This window comes from Collinsella sp. CLA-ER-H2 (genome assembly GCF_040092405.1).
GTDB lineage: Bacteria > Actinomycetota > Coriobacteriia > Coriobacteriales > Coriobacteriaceae > Collinsella.
In genome coordinates this window covers 1-18,687 of the sequence record NZ_JBBNLO010000009.1, presented here as the reverse complement: position 1 = coordinate 18,687, position 18,687 = coordinate 1, and the positions used below count along the sequence as shown (strand labels likewise).

The window sequence follows — 18,687 nt, the reverse complement described above, 5'->3', positions numbered from 1 at the left end:
AGATAACTTGCGGTGGAATACGGACTGTTTTGGCCAAAAAAGCCGCCAAACAGTCCGTATTTCACCGCAACTGCAAGAGGAGCCGTGTGGGTTTGGCTAGGTTCGGGTGCCGTCCGCGCCGTGCGGTAAAATCGTTCAGTCAGAACACGAACCCGCATCGGAGCTCATCACATGGCATTCGTCCATCTGCACAACCACACTGTCTTTTCCATGCTCGACGGCGCAACCCGTATCCAGGATATGGTCAACCGTGCCGTTGAGCTGGGCATGCCCGCCGTGGCCATTACCGACCACGGCTACATGTATGGCGTGCCCGACCTGGCGCTGGCCTGCGACGCCGTCAACCACAACACGCCCGAGTACAAAACCTGGAGCCACGACAAGGCCTTCTTGGAAAAGGACCGTCGTGACGAGCTGGTGGAGCCCGATCCCGAGGAAAACCCGCGCGAGCATGCCCAGTATGTGAAGGACATGGCCATGTGGGACGAGAAGGGCAATATCGACGAGCTCAAGCCGCCCCTGGTCATCAAACCCATCTTTGGCTGCGAGGTCTACTTTACGCCGGACGAGACCCTTGCCCGCGACCACAAGCCCGAGCTCTACCACATGATCCTTCTGGCCAAGGACCAGGAGGGCTATGTCAACCTGATGCAGACGGTTTCCGAGGCCGCCGTGCAGGGCTTTTACTACAAGCCGCGCGTGACGCTCGACAACCTGCGTCGCCATGCCAAGGGCATGATTTGCACGAGCGCCTGCATTGCGGGCATCATCCCCAAATACATCGACCGCGGCGACATGGAAGGCGCCATCAAGTGGGCCGAAACCTTCCGCGACACCTTCGATCCCGGCGACTTCTATATCGAGATTCAGGAACACGGCATTACCACCGATAATGGCCTGACCGACGAGCAGATGGACCGTACGCTCATCGACATCGCCAAACAGGTGGGCGTCAAGGTCATCGCTACCAACGACTTTCACTACCTGCGCCGCGAGGATGCGCCCGTGCAGGACGTCATCATGTGCATCGGCATGAACGCCAAGGTCGACGACCCCAACCGCATGCGCATGACCGGCTCGGAGTTTTATATGAAGACCGAGGAGGAGATGCGGGCGATGTTCCCGTATTGCCCCGAGGCCTGTGACAACACGCTCGAGATTGCCGACAAGTGCTACGTGGAACTGGACTGGGACTCCATCATCCTGCCGCGCTTCCCGTTGCTCGATCCCGGCGAGACGCACGAGAGCCAGTTCCGCCGCGAGTGCGAGAAAGGCCTGCGCCAGCACTACGGTGACGACTGGGCCACGCGCGAGATCGGCGGCGTCAACATCAAAGAGCGCTTTGAGTACGAATACAAGGTCATCTGCGACAAGGGCTTTGCCGCCTACTTTTTGATCGTCGCCGAGTACGTGCAATGGGCTAAGGACAACGGCATCGGCGTCGGCCCCGGCCGTGGCTCGGCCGCCGGCGCTATCGTCGCCTACGCCATGAACATCACCGCGTTTGACCCGCTCGAGAACGGCCTGATGTTCGAGAGGTTCCTGTCCCCGCAGCGTACCGAGATGCCCGATATCGATATGGACTTCGACGATGAGCGGCGCCTCGAGGTCGTGGAGCACGTTCGCCAGCTCTACGGCCCCGAGAAGGTCACCCACGTCATCACCTACTCGACCATTAAGGCCAAGCAGGCCATCAACGACGCCGCGCGCGTCCTGGACTACCCGGTCTACATGGGCCAGCGCCTGTCCAAGATGGTCTCGAGCGACCCCAAGGTCAAGCTCAAGCAGGTGCTCGAAAAACAACCCGGCAAAGAGGATCTGTTTAACCCCGACTTTGCCGAGGCCTATAAAAAGGACGACGACGCCCGCCGCATCATCGACACGGCGCTCTCGATTGAGGGCCTCACCCGTGGCGAGGGCGTGCACGCGTGCGCCGTTCTGATCTGCCGCGACCCCGTCAACGAGCATGTGCCCACCAAGCTCGACACCAAGGGCGGCGTCGAGATTACCCAGTACGAGGGCCATACCGTTGCCGACATGGGCCTGCTCAAGATGGACTTCCTTGGCCTGCGCACGCTGACGGTTATCTCCAAGGCCAAGGCAAACATCAAAAAGAACTTCGGCATCGACATCAAAGAGGAAGAGATTCCCTTTGACGATCCCGAGATCTTTAAGCTCATGGGCTCCGGCCACACCGCCGGCGTCTTCCAGGTCGAGTCCGCCGGCATGACGGCCACGATCAAGAACATGAAACCCACCGAATACAAGCACGTCGTGGCATTGATCGCTCTGTACCGCCCGGGCCCGCTGGGCGCCGGCATGGTTTCGTCCTACATCAACCGTATGAACGGCAAGGAGCCGGCCGTCTCCTACGACGACCGCCTGGACGACATCCTGGGCGAAACCTACGGCACCATGGTCTACCAGGAGCAGGTTATGCTCATCTCCGTCGAGATGTGCGGCTTCTCCAAGGGCGAATCGGACTCGCGTATCCGTAAGCCCGTGGCTAAGAAAAAGATCAAGCTGCTCACGTCGACGGTGCTCCACTGGGAGGATGGCTCGGACGAGACCACCTACGACCACTGGATGAACGGTGCTATCAAGAACAACTACACGCGCGAGGTCGCCCAGAAGATTTGGGACGATGTTCTCGAGTTCGCGTCTTACGCCTTTAACAAGTCGCACTCCGCCGGCTACGCCATCCTGGTTATGCAGACGGCGTGGCTCAAGGCGCACTATCCGCACGAGTACATGGCGGCCGTTCTGACGTCCTACACGGGCAAGACCGACAAGATCGTTCATTACGTCTCGGCGTGCCGCCACGACGGCATCCCCGTGCTGTCGCCAGATGTCAACGAGTCCGGTACCGAGTTCACGGCTACCAAGGAGGGCGTGCGCTTTGGTCTGGCCGGCATCCGCGGCGTGGGCACTGGCGTGGCGCAGGCGATTATCGCCGAGCGCGAGGCGGGCGGCCCGTTTAAGACGCTGCACGACTTTGTCGAGCGCGTGGACTCGAGCCAGGCCAACCGTCGCGTGATCGAATCGCTCATCAAGGCAGGCGCCTTCGACTCCACGGGGTATCCGCGTCGCCAGATGATGCACTTTGTGGATAAGAACAACCCCGAGAACATCATCGATGCCGCCGTGAAGCGCCAAAAGGATCGCGCGAGCGGCCAGACGTCGTTCTTCGATATGTTCGGCGACGTTGAGGGCTCGGGCTTTGAGGTGAGCGTGCCCGATCCGGACGGCCAGGAGTGGGACCGCCACCTTAAGCTGAGCCAGGAGAAGGAGGTTCTGGGCATCTATGTCTCGGACCACCCGTTGCGCCCGTTTGAGTATGCACTTAGCAAAGCGCGCGACTTCTCGTTCTCGCAGATCGACACCGGCTATGAGGTGCAAAACCCCACGGGCGGTACCATCAACCAGGAGATTCCCGAGGGCAAGGCGCTGTGGTGGGCCGGCATGGTCTCGAGCGCGTCCAAGCGCGTGACCAAAAACGGCGACCCCATGGGCATCGTGCAGCTCGAGGACATGGAAGGCGAGGCCACGGTCGTGGTGTTCCCCAAGACCTACAAGGAGGCCGAGGGGTATCTGTACGGCGAGGTCGATCCCGAGACCGGCGCGCAGCTGTCCGACGCGTTTGTGCGCATTAAGGGCAAGCTCGAGCGCTCGGACCGCGGCGACCAGATCATCGCGCAGGAGATTGTGCCGCTGGAGCTTAGCGAGGAGAAAAACAAGCCCAAGGTCTTTGAGGTCATGGTGCCCAACAGCCGCTTTAGCCAGGGCAATATGGCGCGCCTGGCCACGGTGCTCACCACCAACCCGGGCGGCGACCGCGTGGAGATCTTTATTGAGCAAGTCGACGGGCGCGTGCTGCGCGCTGAGGTGCCGGCCAAGGTCAATGCACGCTCGATTCCGCTGCTGGCAGAGGCAAAGGCCATCGTCGGCAACCAAGGCCGCGTGACGGTTATCTAAGCTACCCCGGGTGAGATTGGAGGAAGTGATGGCGCAGGGGACGTTTGTGCAGGCGCTTCGCAAAGAGGCGGCGTTGAGCGGAACCTTTATGAAGGGGCGTTCGCTCATGCTCAACGGCGCCGTTCTGTCGATCGAGGACAGCGGCTCGCGCTTCTCCAAAAACGTGACGGTTGAGGGCTCGGTGCGCGGCTCGCGCGGCGACCTGTACAAGACGCACGTGGCGCTTGACATGGACGAGCACGAGGTGATCGACTACGACTGCGATTGCCCCGCTGCCTATCGCTACCCCGGCATGTGCAAGCACGCCATCGCCACGGCGCTGGCGTACCTGGACGCCAGCGGTGCCGAGCCCGTCGAAGGTTTGCGCACGCCGGTCCGCACGTTTGCGGCTCAGCCCAAACAGTCCGCGCGTCCCGCGCCTACAACGCCCACGGTCAACCCCAACTTTCCCTTCCCAGCACCTGTCCCCACGAGCCCCAGCCTCATGGCGGCGCTCTCCGATCTTTCGAACGCGCGCATGGATGAGCTGGCGAGCATGCGCCGCAAGCTTGCCGGTGCCGTTGGTCCCGACGCCCCCAAAGCGGCGTTGGAGCCCTCGTTGGTGCCGTACTACAATCCGCTGTTCGCCGACCGCTTTAGCTGGGCGCTCGAGTTCCGCATTCGCCGCGGTTCGGTGTCCTACGTGGTCAAGGATATCGACGGCATGGCCGATGCCTACGTGCGCGGCGGCACCTTCTCGTACGGCAAGAAGCTCACGTTTGTCCATACGCCCGAAGCCTTCGAAGATGTGTCGACAAAGCTGCTCAGCCTTGTCTTGACGACAGTTGCCTATCTCGATGACATCACAAGCTCGCGTTCGGCGTCGTACGACTTTGCCCGCAGCGGTTTTGTCGCCGAGCGTCAGTTGCCGCTGTCCGAGCATAGCATCGTATATGTGCTGGACCTGCTGCGCGGCCAGACCATCTCTTTTGAGCCCGCCTGGTCGCGGGGGACGACGACGCATCGCACCTATGACGTGGCGGTTGAGCTGTCTCCGCAAGGGGAGGACGAGGCGTCCGCTAAGCGCCCACCGCTCCTTGCCGCCAAAATCGCGCCGGCGGCTGGTGGTAGCTACGATCTGCGCCTGCCGGCCGATGCATACTGCTTTGCTTCGGGCGACGTAGCTTATCTGGTCGACACCCGCCGTGCGCGCCGCACCGATGTGGCGTTTGCCCAGCATGCGGCGCCGTTCCTATCGCGCTTGCTGCCCTGTCGCACGCCAGTCCATATCGCTGCCGACCAGGTGGGGGAGTTCTGTCGTATGGCTCTGCCCATTTTGCGCGACTATACCGACCTTACCGCGCCCGCTGCGCTCGATACCGTGGCGCCCGAGCCGAGCTTTGCTATGGCAATCGGCGTCGACGATGGGCTCGTGACCTGCAAAATTACGGTTACCTACGGCGACTGGTCGGCAGACCTCTTTAGTCTGGGCGCTCCGGGCAGCCCCTTCGAAGAGCAGCGCCCGGGCGTGCCGCCCCGCGACGAGGTGGCAGAGTTTCGCGTTATGGATACGGCGGCCCTGTATTTCGACTTTTACGAGGGCGGTCTGGCGTTTGAGGAACGCGATGACGAGAGCTTGTTCTGCCTGCTGACCGAGGGCCTGTCTGCCCTGTCCGAGTTGGGTGAGGTTATGCTCAGCGACCGTCTGCGCCAGATTTCGGTCCGTCCCGCGCCCAAGCTTTCGGTGCGTGCGACCGTCAAGAGCAACCTGCTCGATGTTGAATTGGGCGCGAGCGGTCTTTCGGCGGCCGACCTTGCCATCTATCTGGACTCGTACAAGCGCCACCAGACGTTTGCGCGCCTTACGTCCGGCGACATCATTCGCCTGGACGAGGGCGCCCGCGCCGCGTTTGGCCTTGCCGAGGACCTGGGTGTCGATGCTGTCGACCTGCTCGACGGCGTGTCGCTCCCCGCGTCGAGTACCCTGTTCGTCGATAGCATGCTTGCGCGCACGCCGGCGCTTGAGGCCGATCGCGACGCTGCGTTCCGCCGTACCGTCGAGCGTCTGGACACGCTCGGCAAGATAGACTTTACGGTGCCGGTCTCGCTCAAGGCCACACTGCGCGGCTATCAGGTCGACGGCTACCAGTGGCTCGGCTCGCTCGAACACCTGGGCCTTGGCGGCATCCTGGCCGACGACATGGGCCTGGGCAAAACGCTCCAGATGATCGCGCATATCCTGGCGCGCGTGGAGGCGGGGGACACCAAGCCCACGCTCGTGGTATGCCCGGCCTCACTCGTGTACAACTGGACTGCCGAGCTGGAGCGCTTTGCGCCCTCGCTCGATGTGTGCGCCATCGTGGGCGCCAAGGCGCAGCGTCGCGTACAGATTGCCGGCGTGGCCGAGCATAACGTGGTCGTGACGTCGTATGACCTTATGCGGCGCGATATCGACGAGTACGCCGAGCAGGACTTTGCCCGTGCGGTGCTCGATGAGGCCCAGTACATTAAAAACCCGCTCACCCAGGTGGCGCGCGCCGCAAAGCGCTTGCCTGCCGGCGTGCGCTTTGCCCTGACGGGCACGCCCATCGAAAACCGCCTATCCGAGCTCTGGAGCATCTTCGACTTTTTAATGCCGGGCCTGCTCGGCACGCGTGAATCGTTTGCAAAGCGCTTCGAAAGCCCGGTCGAGCATGCCGAGGGCGACAGTGCCGCTCGCCTGCAAGCGCTCGTGTCGCCGTTTGTGCTGCGCCGTGTCAAGGAAGACGTGGTGGCCGACCTGCCCGAGAAGATCGAGGATACGGTCATGGCGCAGCTCACCGGCGAGCAGCGCAAGCTCTACCTGGCCAACCAGGACCGTATCGCCCAACAGGTGCAGCACCGCGAGTCATCCGAGTTTAAGAAAGACAAGCTCAAGGTGCTCGCCGAGCTCACCAAGCTGCGCCAGATCTGCTGCGACCCGCGTCTACACTACGAGGATTACAAGGCGGGGAGCGCCAAACTCGATACGTGCATGGAGCTCGTGCACGGCGCCCACGACGGCGGACATCGCATCCTGTTGTTCAGCCAGTTTACGGGTATGCTCGATATCATCGGTAAGCGCTTGGCCAAGGAGGACATCGTCTTCCTTAAGCTCACGGGCGCTTCGTCTAAGGAGAGCCGCGCCAAGATGGTCGCGCAGTTCCAAGCGGGCGAGGTTCCGGTCTTTTTGATTTCGCTTAAGGCGGGCGGCGTGGGCCTTAACCTGACGGCTGCCGACGTGGTCATCCACTACGACCCGTGGTGGAACGTGGCGGCGCAGGACCAAGCGACTGACCGTGCACACCGTATTGGCCAGCAACATACCGTGACTGTGTACAAGCTCATCGCCAAGGACACGATCGAGGAGCGCATTATGCAGATGCAGGAGTCCAAGCGCGATCTGGTCAACAGCGTGCTCGGCGGCGACGGCATCTCGTCGGCACTGTTCACGCGCGAGGATGTCCTGGCGCTGCTCGGCGGCGACGGGCGCTAGCCGCGCGCGGGGTGGGACTGCTGGAGTGGGCAGGACGGTCGACGCATTTTGGCCCGACCGCTTGCCTGATCCGTTATGTGTTCATTTGCAATGCCGTGGATGGTTTGTCTGCCTTTGGGCATAAGAACCATCAAGAACATTGGCACATCAGCAAAGGAGAACATCATGGCGAAATTCTTTAAGGACCCCGACGGTAAGCTCATCGCTGCCCTTGGCGACGACGTTGCGACCCCTGCCGGTTGCACGGAACTGACCGCAAACACTGAGGACGCGGCGCACGAGAAGCACGTGCCTGTTGTCGAGACCGAGCGCGACGGTCACGTGATTCGTGCACGCGTTGGCTCGGTCGAGCACCCCAGCCTGCCCGAACACTACATTGAGTGGATTGCGCTTGAGGCCGAGGGCCGCTTAGAGGTTCATTACCTTGAGCCCGGCATGAAACCCGCGACGTTTTTCGCGGGCGGCTCCAAGACCGGTACCGTCTATGCCTACTGCAACCTGCACGGGCTGTGGTCCGCGACATTCTAGGAGCGCGCCCCCGCTCGGGGTATCATAGCTAGCATATGCACATGCAAGCGCCGGCTGCATTATGCGGCCGGCGCTTTTACTACGATTTCGATGGTTTACGACGGAAAGGGCTGGGGCATGAAGCTCGCGCTTGCACAGATCGATATGCGCCTGGGTGATATTGAGGGCATTTGCGGCCGCATCGAGGACCAGGCTCGTCTGGCCCACGAGCGCGGGGCGCGCGTGCTGTGCGTTCCGGCTCCGCTCTTTATGGGCGCCATGCCCGGTGGCCTGGTGGGCGCTGCCGACTTTGAGCACGACGTGCTTGCCGGTTTGACTGGTGTCGCCGAGCGTATCCAGGAGCTTGACATGATCTGCATCGTGCCCGCGGCGGTTTCGTTTGAGGGCCAGCCGCTGCTCGACTACATGATGCTCAAGGACGGTCATGTGGTGCCGGCGCGTTCGAGCATTGCCCTGCAGCGTGGCGAGAACAACGACACACGTTGGGCGCCGCCGGTGTTCGACGTGGACGGCGTGCGCATCGCCGTGATTTTTGACTTGGACCGCGAACTCGAGATGCTGCCGACCGGTGTTGACCTCATTGCGTATTTCCAATTCAACGCGTTTGACATGACCGACCGCGAGACTGCCGCCATTGCTGCCGTTCGCAGCGGCGCCTACCGCAAGATCGCATCCAAGCGCAGCGTGTGGTTTGCCTGCATGGCGCCGGTCGGTGCCTATGACGAGTCGGTGTATACCGGCGGTTCGTTTGTGCTCGACGACTGCGGTCGCGTGGTGGCCCAGGCGCCGTGCTTTGAGGAGAGCCTGCTGGTTCAGGAGATTCAGCGCGGCGTGATGCTCGATGCCCTGGAGGATCACGAACTGCCCGAGTTCCGTTCCGAGGAGTGGCTGTGGCAGGCGCTGGTGCTCGCCGTGCGCGACAACGCCCGAGCCCACGGTGCGTCGCGTGCTGTGGTGGCACTCGAGGGTGACTTGCCGTCGTCCCTGCTGGCGGCGCTGGCCGTCGACGCTCTGGGCCCGCGCAATGTGATTGGCCTGGTGCTGGGGCGCAACCGTATCTTTACGCCGGCGCAGGAAGAAGCCGAGGCTGCCCGCTGTGCCGCCGTCCGCGCCATCGCCGAGCGTCTGCACATTCGCACCGTCGAGCGCGATGCACCGGATGCGGCGCGCGTGCTCGATCGCGACGTGTCGGCGGGCGATGCCGAGCGCCTGCGCTCGCGCACGCTGGGCCTGATGCTGGAGGATACGGCGCTCGAGCTGGGTGCGATGGCGCTGAGCCCGCTGTCCAAAACCGAGTACGCGCTGGCGGCGCCGGCGCTTTGCGGCGGCTACCAGGGCGACTTTGCGCCCTTTGGCGATGTGTACCTGTCGACGCTTGAGTTTGTGGCGCGTGTGCGCAACCGCACGTCTGTCGTGGTGCCCCAAGAGCTCGTGACGCTCAACGCAGTGGAAGATTGTATGGAGCGCGTGCTGGCGCAGGCGCTCTCGACGCTCGACGGTCCGGTCGATATGCTCGACCGTGCGGCACAGCTGCTCGGCGGGCTTGAGCCGGGTGAGGTCGATGGCGCGCTCGAGGCGCACGTGGACCGCAATCGATCTTTCGACGACATCCCGATGGCCGCTGGCAAGCCTGAGGCCTGCTCGCTGCTGCTGATGCTCGTTCGACAGGGTGAGGCTGCCCGCCGCATGTTGCCGATGGCGCCGATCGTCTCGGCCCGTTCGTTTGCCGAGCGTGCCTGGCCGTATATGCTCGCGTGGTCCGACCTGGGGCTTAACGGCAAGGAGCGTATGACGGTCGATTCGCTGGCGCGCGCCGAGGTGCGCCGTTTTGCTGACGAGGATACGAGCGAGCGCGTGCGAAACGAGATGATGGGCGTGCTGGGTGAGCTACTGGGTATTTCGCCCGAGCAAATGGAGGAGCTGCGCTCTGAGGACGGTCAGCGTCGTTTACACGAGGGAATGAAAAAGTTCGAGGGCGAGGTTCAGGACGCCATCGATAAGATGATGGGCGGCCAGGGTGGCCCGCAGGGTGGGCCCCAGGGTGGCCCGATGCCGCATCCGCCGGTTGATCCCCGACAATTTCCGTTCTTCTCTCAGAACTAGGTCGCTGCGCGCCCGCCAGAGCGGCAATCTGCCTTTCAATCGTCGGACATGACCGCCAGGTCAATGCCCTCCTCTTTCAAGGCACCTTGCTCGCTCTGGCGGGCGCTCGCTTGCGTATACTCAACCTACAATTCGATCTCGGCTGACTTATAGGGCTAGCGTTGTGTTATTCTAGAACAGACGTTCGTGAATGATGCGCGGGGCCTTGTCTTGCGCTGTGCTTGTGGCGAGGGGAGGTCGGCTTGGTTATCTTGGGCATTGACCCCGGTTTGGCTCATACGGGTTGGGGGATTATCGAGGAGCGGCGTGGCGAGGTTCGCTGCCGTGCCTATGGCTGCATCGAGACCAGTGCCGGAAGTCCGCTCGCGGTGCGCCTGTCGCATATCGCCCATGACCTTAAGGATGTCGTTGAGCGTTATCGACCCGACACGGCTGCTGTCGAGAGCATCTACTTTGGCGCCAACGTTCGTTCGGCCATCCCCACGGCGCATGCCCGCGGTGCTGCACTCGTCGCACTTTCGGAATGCGCACTCGAGATTGGCGAGTACACGCCCATGCAGATCAAACAGGCTGTGGTGGGCACTGGCGCCGCGGACAAGCGGCAGGTCGCCTACATGGTACGCACACTCACGCAGCTCGATCACGACCCGCATCCCGACCATGCCGCCGATGCCCTGGCCTGCGCCATCTGCCACGTAAACCTCAGCCGCACCCGCGCCCTCACCGGTGGCGAGTTCTATCAACAGAGAGGAACCGGATACTGATGATTTCCCAGCTCCACGGAACGCTTGTCGAGGCCACGATGAGCTCTGCTGTCGTCGATGTGTCGGGCGTTGGCTTTGAGCTCGGCATCTCGGGCAGCACTGCGGCCACGTTGCCGACGCCCGGTGGCGAGGTCTGCCTCTACACGCGTATGCAGGTGCGCGAGGACGCCATGACACTTTTCGGTTTTTCCTCAAAGGATGAGCGCATGATGTTCGACCGGCTCGTGTCCGTTTCGGGCGTTGGCCCGCGCCTGGCGCTTGCCGTGCTTTCCACCTATACCGTGGGACAGCTGTATTCGCTGGTGATGGCCGAGGACGACAAGGGCATGGCCAAGGTACCCGGTGTGGGCAAAAAGACAGCTCAGCGCCTGATCCTGGAACTCAAGAGCACCTTTGCCAAGGATAAGGGCTTTGTGCCGGTCGACGTGATTCCCGGACAGGTTGCGATGCCCGTGCCCGCTGCCGCTCCCTCGGTGATCGATGATGCCCGTGCGGCGCTCCTTTCCATGGGCTTTAGCCCGCAGGAGACCGATGTTGCCCTGAGCGGGTATGATGGGCAGAATATGCGTGTCGAGGATCTGCTCGGCGCGGCGCTTAAGCGACTCGGAATGGATGCGTGATGTGGGAAGCCGATGACTCTCAGGACTTGTGGGCGACGCCCGGTAACTCGCCGGCGGCATCCATGGCGCACGGCGAGCGCATGGTGGGCTCGGAGCTGACGGCCGAGGATCTCGATGTCGACCGCACTTTGCGCCCTCAGCGCCTGGACGATTACTGCGGCCAGGAGCACATCAAGCAGAGCCTGCGCGTGTTGATCGAAGCGGCGCAGAGCCGTGGCGAGACGCTCGACCACGTGATCTTCTCGGGTCCTCCGGGCCTGGGCAAGACCACGCTGGCCACCGTTATCGCCAACGAGCTGGGCGCTCAGATCAAGACGACGAGTGGCCCTGCCATCGCGCGCACCGGCGACCTGGCGGCCATCCTTACCAACTTGCAGCCGGGTGATGTGCTGTTTATCGACGAGATCCACCGCCTTAACCGTTCGGTCGAGGAGGTCCTGTACCCCGCGATGGAGGACTTTGCCCTCGATATCGTGATTGGCAAGGGTCCGGCGGCGCGCTCGATTCGCCTGGATATTCCCAAGTTTACGCTGGTAGCGGCAACGACCCGCTCAGGCATGTTGACCGGCCCGTTGCGCGACCGCTTTGGCATTTCATATCGCCTGGATTACTACACGGTCGAGGAACTCGCGCAGATTGTGACGCGCTCGGCGACTATTCTGGGCGTGACGATCGATCATCCCAGTGCACTCGAGATCGGCTCGCGTTCGCGCGGCACGCCGCGTCTTGCCAACCGCCTGCTCAAACGCGTGCGCGATTACGCACAGGTGCGCGGCAACGGCCCCATCGAGCTCGATATCTGTCGCCAGGCGCTCGAGTTCTTCGAGATCGATGAGCTCGGTCTGGACTGGATGGATATTCGCATTTTGGAGACGCTCGCTAAGACGTTCTCCGGTCGCGCCGTGGGACTTACGACCCTTGCCAGCGCGGTGGGCGAGGACCCGGGCACGCTCGAGGATGTCTATGAGCCCTATTTGCTGCAGTGCGGATTGATGATTCGTACGCCGCAGGGTCGTCAGGCAACACTTCGCACCTTTGAGCACCTGGGGATTGAACCTACCGTTTAGGGCGCTTTGTTTTGGCTAGTCTGTAGGCTATCACTGAGCATTGGATAAACATATCGCCATTCATCGGTTACGGGTGTTTTACTATTGCGCGCCCGTGCTATGCTGAATTGGTCTTTTTCTCATTCGGTAACGAAAGGACCGCCCATGCCTACTGACATCGAAATCGCACGTTCCGTCACGCCGCTGCCCATTACCGAGGTGGCTAAGAACGCCGGCGTCGACGTAAAGCACCTGATTCCGTACGGCTTCGACAAGGCTAAGGTTGACTACTCACTGCTCAACGAGCCGACCGATCACCAGGCCAAGCTCGTCCTCGTGACCGCTATCAACCCAACGCCTGCGGGCGAGGGCAAGACCACCACGACCATCGGTCTGGCCGATGGCCTGCGTCGTCGCGGCGTCAAGAGTGCCGTGGCCCTGCGCGAGCCTTCGCTCGGCCCCGTCTTTGGCGTTAAGGGCGGTGCCGCCGGCGGCGGCTGGGCTCAGGTCATCCCCATGGAGGATATCAACCTGCACTTTACCGGTGACTTCCATGCCATCGGTGCTGCCAACAACCTGCTGGCCGCCATGCTCGACAACCACATCCAGCAGGGTAATCAGCTCGGTATTGACGTTAAGCGCATCACTTGGAAGCGCGTCGTCGATATGAACGACCGTCAGCTGCGCCACGTCATCGACGGCATTGGCGGTAAGGCCCAGGGCGTGCCGCGCGAGGACGGCTTCGATATCACCGTCGCCTCCGAGGTCATGGCAATTCTGTGCCTGTCTACGAGCATCAGCGACCTCAAGGAACGCTTGGGCGAGATTGTCGTCGGCTATAGCTTTGCCGGCGAGCCCGTCCGTGCCCGCGACCTTAAGGCCCAGGGTGCCATGGCCGCACTGCTCAAGGATGCGCTCAAGCCCAATCTGGTGCAGACGCTCGAGGGTACGCCCGCGTTTGTCCACGGCGGTCCCTTCGCCAATATCGCCCACGGCTGCAACTCCATCATGGCCACGCGTATGGCTATGCGTTTTGGCGATGTCGCCATTACCGAGGCGGGCTTTGGTGCCGACCTGGGTGCCGAGAAGTTCCTCGACATCAAGTGCCGCATGACGGGCGTTCGTCCCAGCGCTGTTGTGGTCGTCGCCACTGCCCGCGCGCTTAAGTACAACGGCGGTGTTGCCAAGGGCGACCTCAACGAAGAGAACCTCGAGGCCCTCAAGGCCGGCATGCCCAACCTGCTGCGCCACGTCGACAACATTCAGAATGTCTACGGTCTGCCCTGCGTGGTCGCCATCAACCGCTTCCCGACCGATACCGAGGCAGAGCTTGCCCTCATCGAGTCCGAGTGCCAGAAGCTGGGCGTCAATGTGAAGCTGTCCGAGGTCTGGGCCAAGGGTGGCGAGGGCGCACTCGAGCTTGCCGATGAGGTCATGCGTCTGATTGAGCAGCCGAGCGAGCTCAAGTTTGCCTATGAGGACGGCGCTGATGTCGCTGATGCCCTCGAGGCCGTTGCCACCAAGGTCTACCGCGCCGACGGCGTTGACTTTACGCCGGCCGCCAAGCGCCAGCTCGCCGAGCTGCGCGAGAATGGCTTTGGCAACCTGCCGGTGTGCGTCGCCAAGACGCAGTACAGCTTTAGCGACAACGCCAAGGCCCTGGGCGCTCCCGAGAACTTCCGCATCACGGTGCGTGAGCTCAAGGTTTCCGCCGGCGCCCACTTTGTGGTCGCACTGACTGGCAGTGTTCTGACCATGCCGGGCCTGCCCAAGGTCCCTGCGGCCGAGAACATCGACGTCGACAACGACGGCAACATCACCGGCCTGTTCTAAGTCTGCTGTCCATCGCTGCTAGCCCGCCCCGCCGTGCCCACAAGGCCCGGCGGGGCTTTTTGATCCTTAGACCCGCGCATGTCTTGTAGATACCGACGGACTCTGCCCATCATAGGCTTTTGCGCTGGTAGAATGCATGGATAACTTGATGCTTACAGGCGACGGAAAGGAATCGTTGCATGGATCAGGACAAGACAACCGTGATGGGCGGCTACGGTTCCGCGCAGGCTGGCGATAGCGCCGATGCGACCCGCGTTGTTCCCAACCCCGGTTATGTCGACCCCGCCGCGACGCAGCCTTCTGCCGAGCTCACCCGAGTTATGGGCTATGGCGACGCGGCGCAGGACCCTTACGCTGCATCTTTGCAAAGCCCCTATGGCAACGCGGCGGCAGACCCGTTTGATTACGCGCCGCAGGATTCTTATGCTGCCTCGACGCCGAATCCCTATGATGACCTGCCGCAAAATCCCATTCCGCAGCCTCAGCAGACGACGTATATGCCTCGCACGGCGCAGCCTCGCTACGAGTCGCGCGAGCCGTATCGCGAGTACCCCAAGTCGATTCCGCAATATGGCGAGGACGAGGAGAGGAAGCCGTCGCGTTCGTCGAGCGTGATCAAGAAGATCCTCATCGTACTGGCGATCTTCTTTGCGCTGTCGATTGTGTTTGCCATCGTGTCGGGCATGCTCAACAAGCGGGGGAGTTCAACGGCCGATGCCACTGCCGAGCAAACCGAGTCCGCCTCGTCTAGCACCGTCGATCTGAGCGATATCCCGGGGCAGTACTGGTCCAACGCCAAGAAGATCCTCAAGTCGCGCGGCGCCGATCTTTCGAATGCCGTGGTCCTGACTGATGATGGCTCAACGCCCGTCGTCGATGCCAACTGGGTCGTTACTTCTGCCTACTATAACGACAACGGCAACCTCGAAATTCAACTCACGCACAAGAACAGTTCGGGCAACTCGTCCGACGGCCAAAGCGGTACCGACAGCTCGAGCTCCAATACGCTGGAGGACTTGAGCAACAAGGCGCAGGAGTTGGGAGACAAGGCGCAGGAGCTGGGCGACACCGCTCAGAACCTGGGCGATACCGCGCAGAACTTGGGCGGCATGGCGACGGATGCCTGGAACGCCCTGCAAAACGGCATCTCGGGCGCGCAGGGAAACTAGCGGACGAGCGGAGCGGGGCTACAGCTGCTCGGCCGGACGCTCGGGCGAGCTGAAGCCCGAATCAAACGTGACGACGCATGAGACATCGGGCCGGCGCTCGTGCACGATGCGCGTGACGAGCTCCAGCAGCTCCTCGTCGGATATGTCAAAGCCGTCGGGACGCACCAGGTCAAACGAAACGAACCCGTCGTGCTCGTGCAGATCGTGGATGGAGAGCGCGGGATCGATCTGCATGACGCCGCGCTTGACCCAGCCGCGCAAGTCATCGCCGGTTGTCGCGATGGGGTCGCAGTGCAGCGTGATACCAATGCCCATCTGGCGCTTGATGTCGTGCTCGATGGTGTCCAGAATCTCGTGGTGCTCAAACGCGTCGCCCTCGCCGGGCATCTCCACGTGGGCGCTGGCAAACTGACGACCGGGGCCGTAGTCGTGCACCATGAGGTCGTGTGTGCCCAAGACCTGCGGATAGGACATGATCTTGTCGCGGATTGCCTGGACGAGCTTGGGGTCGGGCGCTTGCCCCAGCAACGGGCTGATGGCGTCGCGCACCAGGCCCAGACCGCTGATGCAGATGAAGACGCCCACACCCAGGCCTGCCCAGCCATCGAGATCAAAGCCGGTCGTCTGCGAAATAAGCGCCGCCACCAAGACCGAGCCCGAGGTGATGACGTCGTTTTTGGAGTCCTGCGCCGTGGCGATGAGCGTCTCGGAATCGATGCGGTTGCCCAGCGTGCGGTTGAACGCTGCCATCCAGAGCTTAACGAGCATGGACGTAGCCAGTGCCGCAAGGGAAATAAACGTGTAAGCGGTGGGCGAGGGCTTGATGATCTTAGTGACCGACTCGAGAATCAGGTTGATGCCGACGGCGCAAACCAGGACGGCGACGAACAGGCCGGCTAGGTACTCGTAGCGGCCGTGACCATAGGGGTGGCCTTCGTCTGCCGGGCGGCTGGCAAGGCGGAAACCGAGCAGGCTCACAATGTTGCTCGAGGCATCGGAGAGGTTGTTGAAAGCGTCGGCGATGAGGGAGACGGAGCCGGCGAGCAGACCCGCGATGCCCTTGGCCAGGCACAGGGTGATGTTGAGGCCAATGCAGACGAGGCTTGCGGAAAAGCCCGCGTTGGTGCGGCAAGATGCATCGACCGGCTCGCTCTCGCTGCCGGGAACAAGCGTATGTACCAGCCGATTTACAAATAGCATAGCGGTCGTCCTCACAATCATGTTTAAGGGAATAGTGTAGCTCGCACGGGGGCGCCGTGCGCCGATGCTCAGAAAATGCAGCAATAGTCTGCCGGTGCTAACGAGCGAGCCTTCTCGTCTGCCTGGGTGGTCCATTTTGGGCCACATGGGTATGGGCATGTGCCTGCTTGCTCGACATACTTAATGTCGACAGCCCCTGTGCAAAGGAGGACGTTTCCATGGACGAGATGTTTGCCATTAAATGTCAAAACTGCGGCGGCCCTATGTACTCGCACCAGGCTAAGCGCAGCTTTGAGTGCGCCTATTGCGGCACGGTGGTTCCGTGGCAGGCGGACGCCGGAGAGCCCAAGAGCGCTTTGGGTATTCGCCATACGCCGTTGACGGTGGTGGATGGACTGCTCAAACTCACGCATGTGTCGCAACTCGAGCGCCCGCAGGACCCGGACTGGTATTTCTTCAATGCGCACTGGCGCAATCAGTCGGTCCTGGAACATCTGCTGTGGGAGGATCGCGGCACGGCGCAGGAGTTCCAAGAGGCCACGCATGTGAGCATTCCTTGCCCCTTCTGCGGAGCGTCCTTTGAGGGCGAGTCAACGCAGCGTGTGTTTGAGTGCCCGTCCTGCGGCAATAAGATCGGCATTGCGGACCTGCTCAAGCCGGGGACGTTTAGCAAGCGCCTGACCATGGGCGTTGGTGCGGAGTATGTGCCCGAGCAGGGTATTCCCTGCGAAATCTCGCCGCAGCAGGCACGTGCCAACGCGCTGCAGCTGGTGCGCCAGTATCCGGATGCCTTTGCCGGGCACGACGTGGAAGACGCGATCCAAAACGACATGATGCTCTTCTATTTCCCCATGGCGCTGGCGGACTTGCGCATGATGGCGAGCTTCCCGGGCAAGGGCCTGAGCAAGGAGGCCTTGGTGTACTACGAGGTGCTCGACTGGGCATACCCCAGGGCAAACTACCTGGACGTTCGCCTCATGGGCATTTTGGAGCCGTGGGACTTTGCCAAGGTCGGTCCGTTCGATCCCGCCATGCAGGAAGGTGACTTTCGCGTCGTCTCAGTCGATGCGTCTACCAAGGACCAGGTGGTCATTGATAAGTTGGCGCTCGACGTTGCGGGCAACGACGCCGAGGCTGTACTGGGGCTCAATAAAAAGAGCATTCGCATGTGGGCGCGCAAGGCCCGCAAACATAAGGACGGCCTGGTGATGGTGCCGGTCTACTTTGTCGATCGTCCGGCGACAGACGGCCGCGATGGCGAGCAGGTGCGCATTGCCGTAAACGGCCAGACGGGCCGCGCGGCCGCGGTGGTGTTTAGCGACAAGCGCGAAACGCATATCGTGGCGCCGCTCAGCCCGAGCCTGCATCTGTCCGGTGAGAGCACCGTGCACGCCACGCCCGTCGAGGTCAAATACGTTAAATCGCCCTTCCTGTACCAGATCGTGCGCCGTGGAGGCGGCGAGCAACCGCGCCAGGTTGCAGCCGCCGTCGAGGGTTCCTACCGAGAGGAGAAGCCCAAACGCCGCGGTCTGCTGGGTGCGCTATTTGGGAAGTAGGGGAGTAGCACCGGTTGTTGCCGTAAGGTGATGGCCGGGGGTGCGGGGCAGCTCTCAGGAGTGCGGGCTGCCGTCTGATTGTTTGAGGGTGCCAGATGTAAATAAACAGTGGAGCGGCTGCAAAAGAGCCGCCCCACCGGGTAAAATCAGGTTGTGCCGCGGAACCCGCTCCTCAGTCGGTCAACTTTGGAAGCGCGGGCAACGCAGGTACAAGTGTCTTAAGGGCCGGCTGCAACCGGCCCTTTAATATGAGAAAGCCATTGTCAATAGGCATGTTCGTTCGAGCCCGGTTTGAAACCGGGCTTTTTCGTTTCCCGTCGGGAGGGCCCGCGCACGCTGCATGGCTTAGTCGACGCTTGCCTGGCAAGCTAATATCCGCGGGCTCCTGCGGGTGCGCTTC

Annotated in this window: 11 protein-coding genes; 10 read left to right on the top strand and 1 reads right to left on the bottom strand. The window is 62.1% G+C overall.

The window, feature by feature from the left end; translation table 11 throughout:
• The first annotated feature begins 171 nt into the window (after window positions 1–171).
• The 9 genes from dnaE to AAAX59_RS03890 all read left to right on the top strand — a co-directional run bounded on the left by dnaE (window position 172) and on the right by AAAX59_RS03890 (window position 15,531).
• Complete coding sequence (dnaE, locus tag AAAX59_RS03930) at window positions 172–3,975, top strand: DNA polymerase III subunit alpha (RefSeq protein WP_349070707.1); 3,804 nt, start codon at window positions 172–174, stop codon at window positions 3,973–3,975.
• A gap of 28 nt (window positions 3,976–4,003) precedes the next feature.
• Entirely contained in the window at window positions 4,004–7,468 is a 3,465-nt protein-coding gene (locus tag AAAX59_RS03925; RefSeq protein WP_349070705.1) for an SNF2-related protein, read from the top strand.
• Window positions 7,469–7,633: 165 nt separating this feature from the next.
• Window positions 7,634–7,996 (top strand): desulfoferrodoxin family protein, encoded by a 363-nt coding sequence (locus tag AAAX59_RS03920; RefSeq protein WP_055285739.1) that lies wholly within the window; start codon window positions 7,634–7,636, stop codon window positions 7,994–7,996.
• A gap of 117 nt (window positions 7,997–8,113) precedes the next feature.
• Complete coding sequence (locus AAAX59_RS03915) at window positions 8,114–10,099, top strand: hypothetical protein (protein ID WP_349070704.1); 1,986 nt, start codon at window positions 8,114–8,116, stop codon at window positions 10,097–10,099.
• A gap of 242 nt (window positions 10,100–10,341) precedes the next feature.
• Window positions 10,342–10,863 (top strand): crossover junction endodeoxyribonuclease RuvC, encoded by a 522-nt coding sequence (gene ruvC, locus AAAX59_RS03910; RefSeq protein ID WP_022095142.1) that lies wholly within the window; start codon window positions 10,342–10,344, stop codon window positions 10,861–10,863.
• Entirely contained in the window at window positions 10,863–11,483 is a 621-nt protein-coding gene (gene ruvA / locus AAAX59_RS03905) for a Holliday junction branch migration protein RuvA (RefSeq protein WP_271736621.1), read from the top strand. The genes ruvC and ruvA overlap by 1 nt, the downstream gene beginning before the upstream one ends.
• Window positions 11,483–12,550 (top strand): Holliday junction branch migration DNA helicase RuvB, encoded by a 1,068-nt coding sequence (gene ruvB, locus AAAX59_RS03900; RefSeq protein ID WP_022095140.1) that lies wholly within the window; start codon window positions 11,483–11,485, stop codon window positions 12,548–12,550. Before ruvA ends, ruvB begins: the two co-directional genes overlap by 1 nt.
• 144 nt (window positions 12,551–12,694) lie before the next feature.
• Entirely contained in the window at window positions 12,695–14,362 is a 1,668-nt protein-coding gene (locus AAAX59_RS03895) for a formate--tetrahydrofolate ligase (RefSeq protein WP_349070702.1), read from the top strand.
• Window positions 14,363–14,541: 179 nt separating this feature from the next.
• On the top strand, window positions 14,542–15,531 hold the full coding sequence (locus AAAX59_RS03890; RefSeq protein ID WP_349070701.1) for a hypothetical protein: 990 nt from the start codon (window positions 14,542–14,544) through the stop codon (window positions 15,529–15,531).
• A gap of 18 nt (window positions 15,532–15,549) precedes the next feature.
• Here AAAX59_RS03890 and AAAX59_RS03885 read toward each other — a convergent pair whose 3' ends face one another.
• Complete coding sequence (locus tag AAAX59_RS03885) at window positions 15,550–16,731, bottom strand: cation diffusion facilitator family transporter (RefSeq protein WP_349070700.1); 1,182 nt, start codon at window positions 16,729–16,731, stop codon at window positions 15,550–15,552.
• Window positions 16,732–16,949: 218 nt separating this feature from the next.
• Here AAAX59_RS03885 and AAAX59_RS03880 point away from each other — a divergent pair, with 218 nt between their 5' ends.
• Window positions 16,950–18,287: a hypothetical protein gene (locus AAAX59_RS03880; protein ID WP_349070699.1), complete on the top strand. Its 1,338-nt coding sequence runs from the start codon at window positions 16,950–16,952 to the stop codon at window positions 18,285–18,287.
• Window positions 18,288–18,687: the final 400 nt, after the last annotated feature.

Bases quoted from the DNA above. Each gene is read 5' to 3' on its own strand.
- dnaE (WP_349070707.1), top strand. From the start codon at position 172: ATGGCATTCGTCCATCTGCACAACCACACTGTCTTTTCCATGCTCGAC.
- AAAX59_RS03925 (WP_349070705.1), top strand. From the start codon at position 4,004: ATGGCGCAGGGGACGTTTGTGCAGGCGCTTCGCAAAGAGGCGGCGTTG.
- AAAX59_RS03920 (WP_055285739.1), top strand. From the start codon at position 7,634: ATGGCGAAATTCTTTAAGGACCCCGACGGTAAGCTCATCGCTGCCCTT.
- AAAX59_RS03915 (WP_349070704.1), top strand. From the start codon at position 8,114: ATGAAGCTCGCGCTTGCACAGATCGATATGCGCCTGGGTGATATTGAG.
- ruvA (WP_271736621.1), top strand. From the start codon at position 10,863: ATGATTTCCCAGCTCCACGGAACGCTTGTCGAGGCCACGATGAGCTCT.
- ruvB (WP_022095140.1), top strand. From the start codon at position 11,483: ATGTGGGAAGCCGATGACTCTCAGGACTTGTGGGCGACGCCCGGTAAC.
- AAAX59_RS03895 (WP_349070702.1), top strand. From the start codon at position 12,695: ATGCCTACTGACATCGAAATCGCACGTTCCGTCACGCCGCTGCCCATT.
- AAAX59_RS03890 (WP_349070701.1), top strand. From the start codon at position 14,542: ATGGATCAGGACAAGACAACCGTGATGGGCGGCTACGGTTCCGCGCAG.
- AAAX59_RS03885 (WP_349070700.1), bottom strand. From the start codon at position 16,731: ATGCTATTTGTAAATCGGCTGGTACATACGCTTGTTCCCGGCAGCGAG.
- AAAX59_RS03880 (WP_349070699.1), top strand. From the start codon at position 16,950: ATGGACGAGATGTTTGCCATTAAATGTCAAAACTGCGGCGGCCCTATG.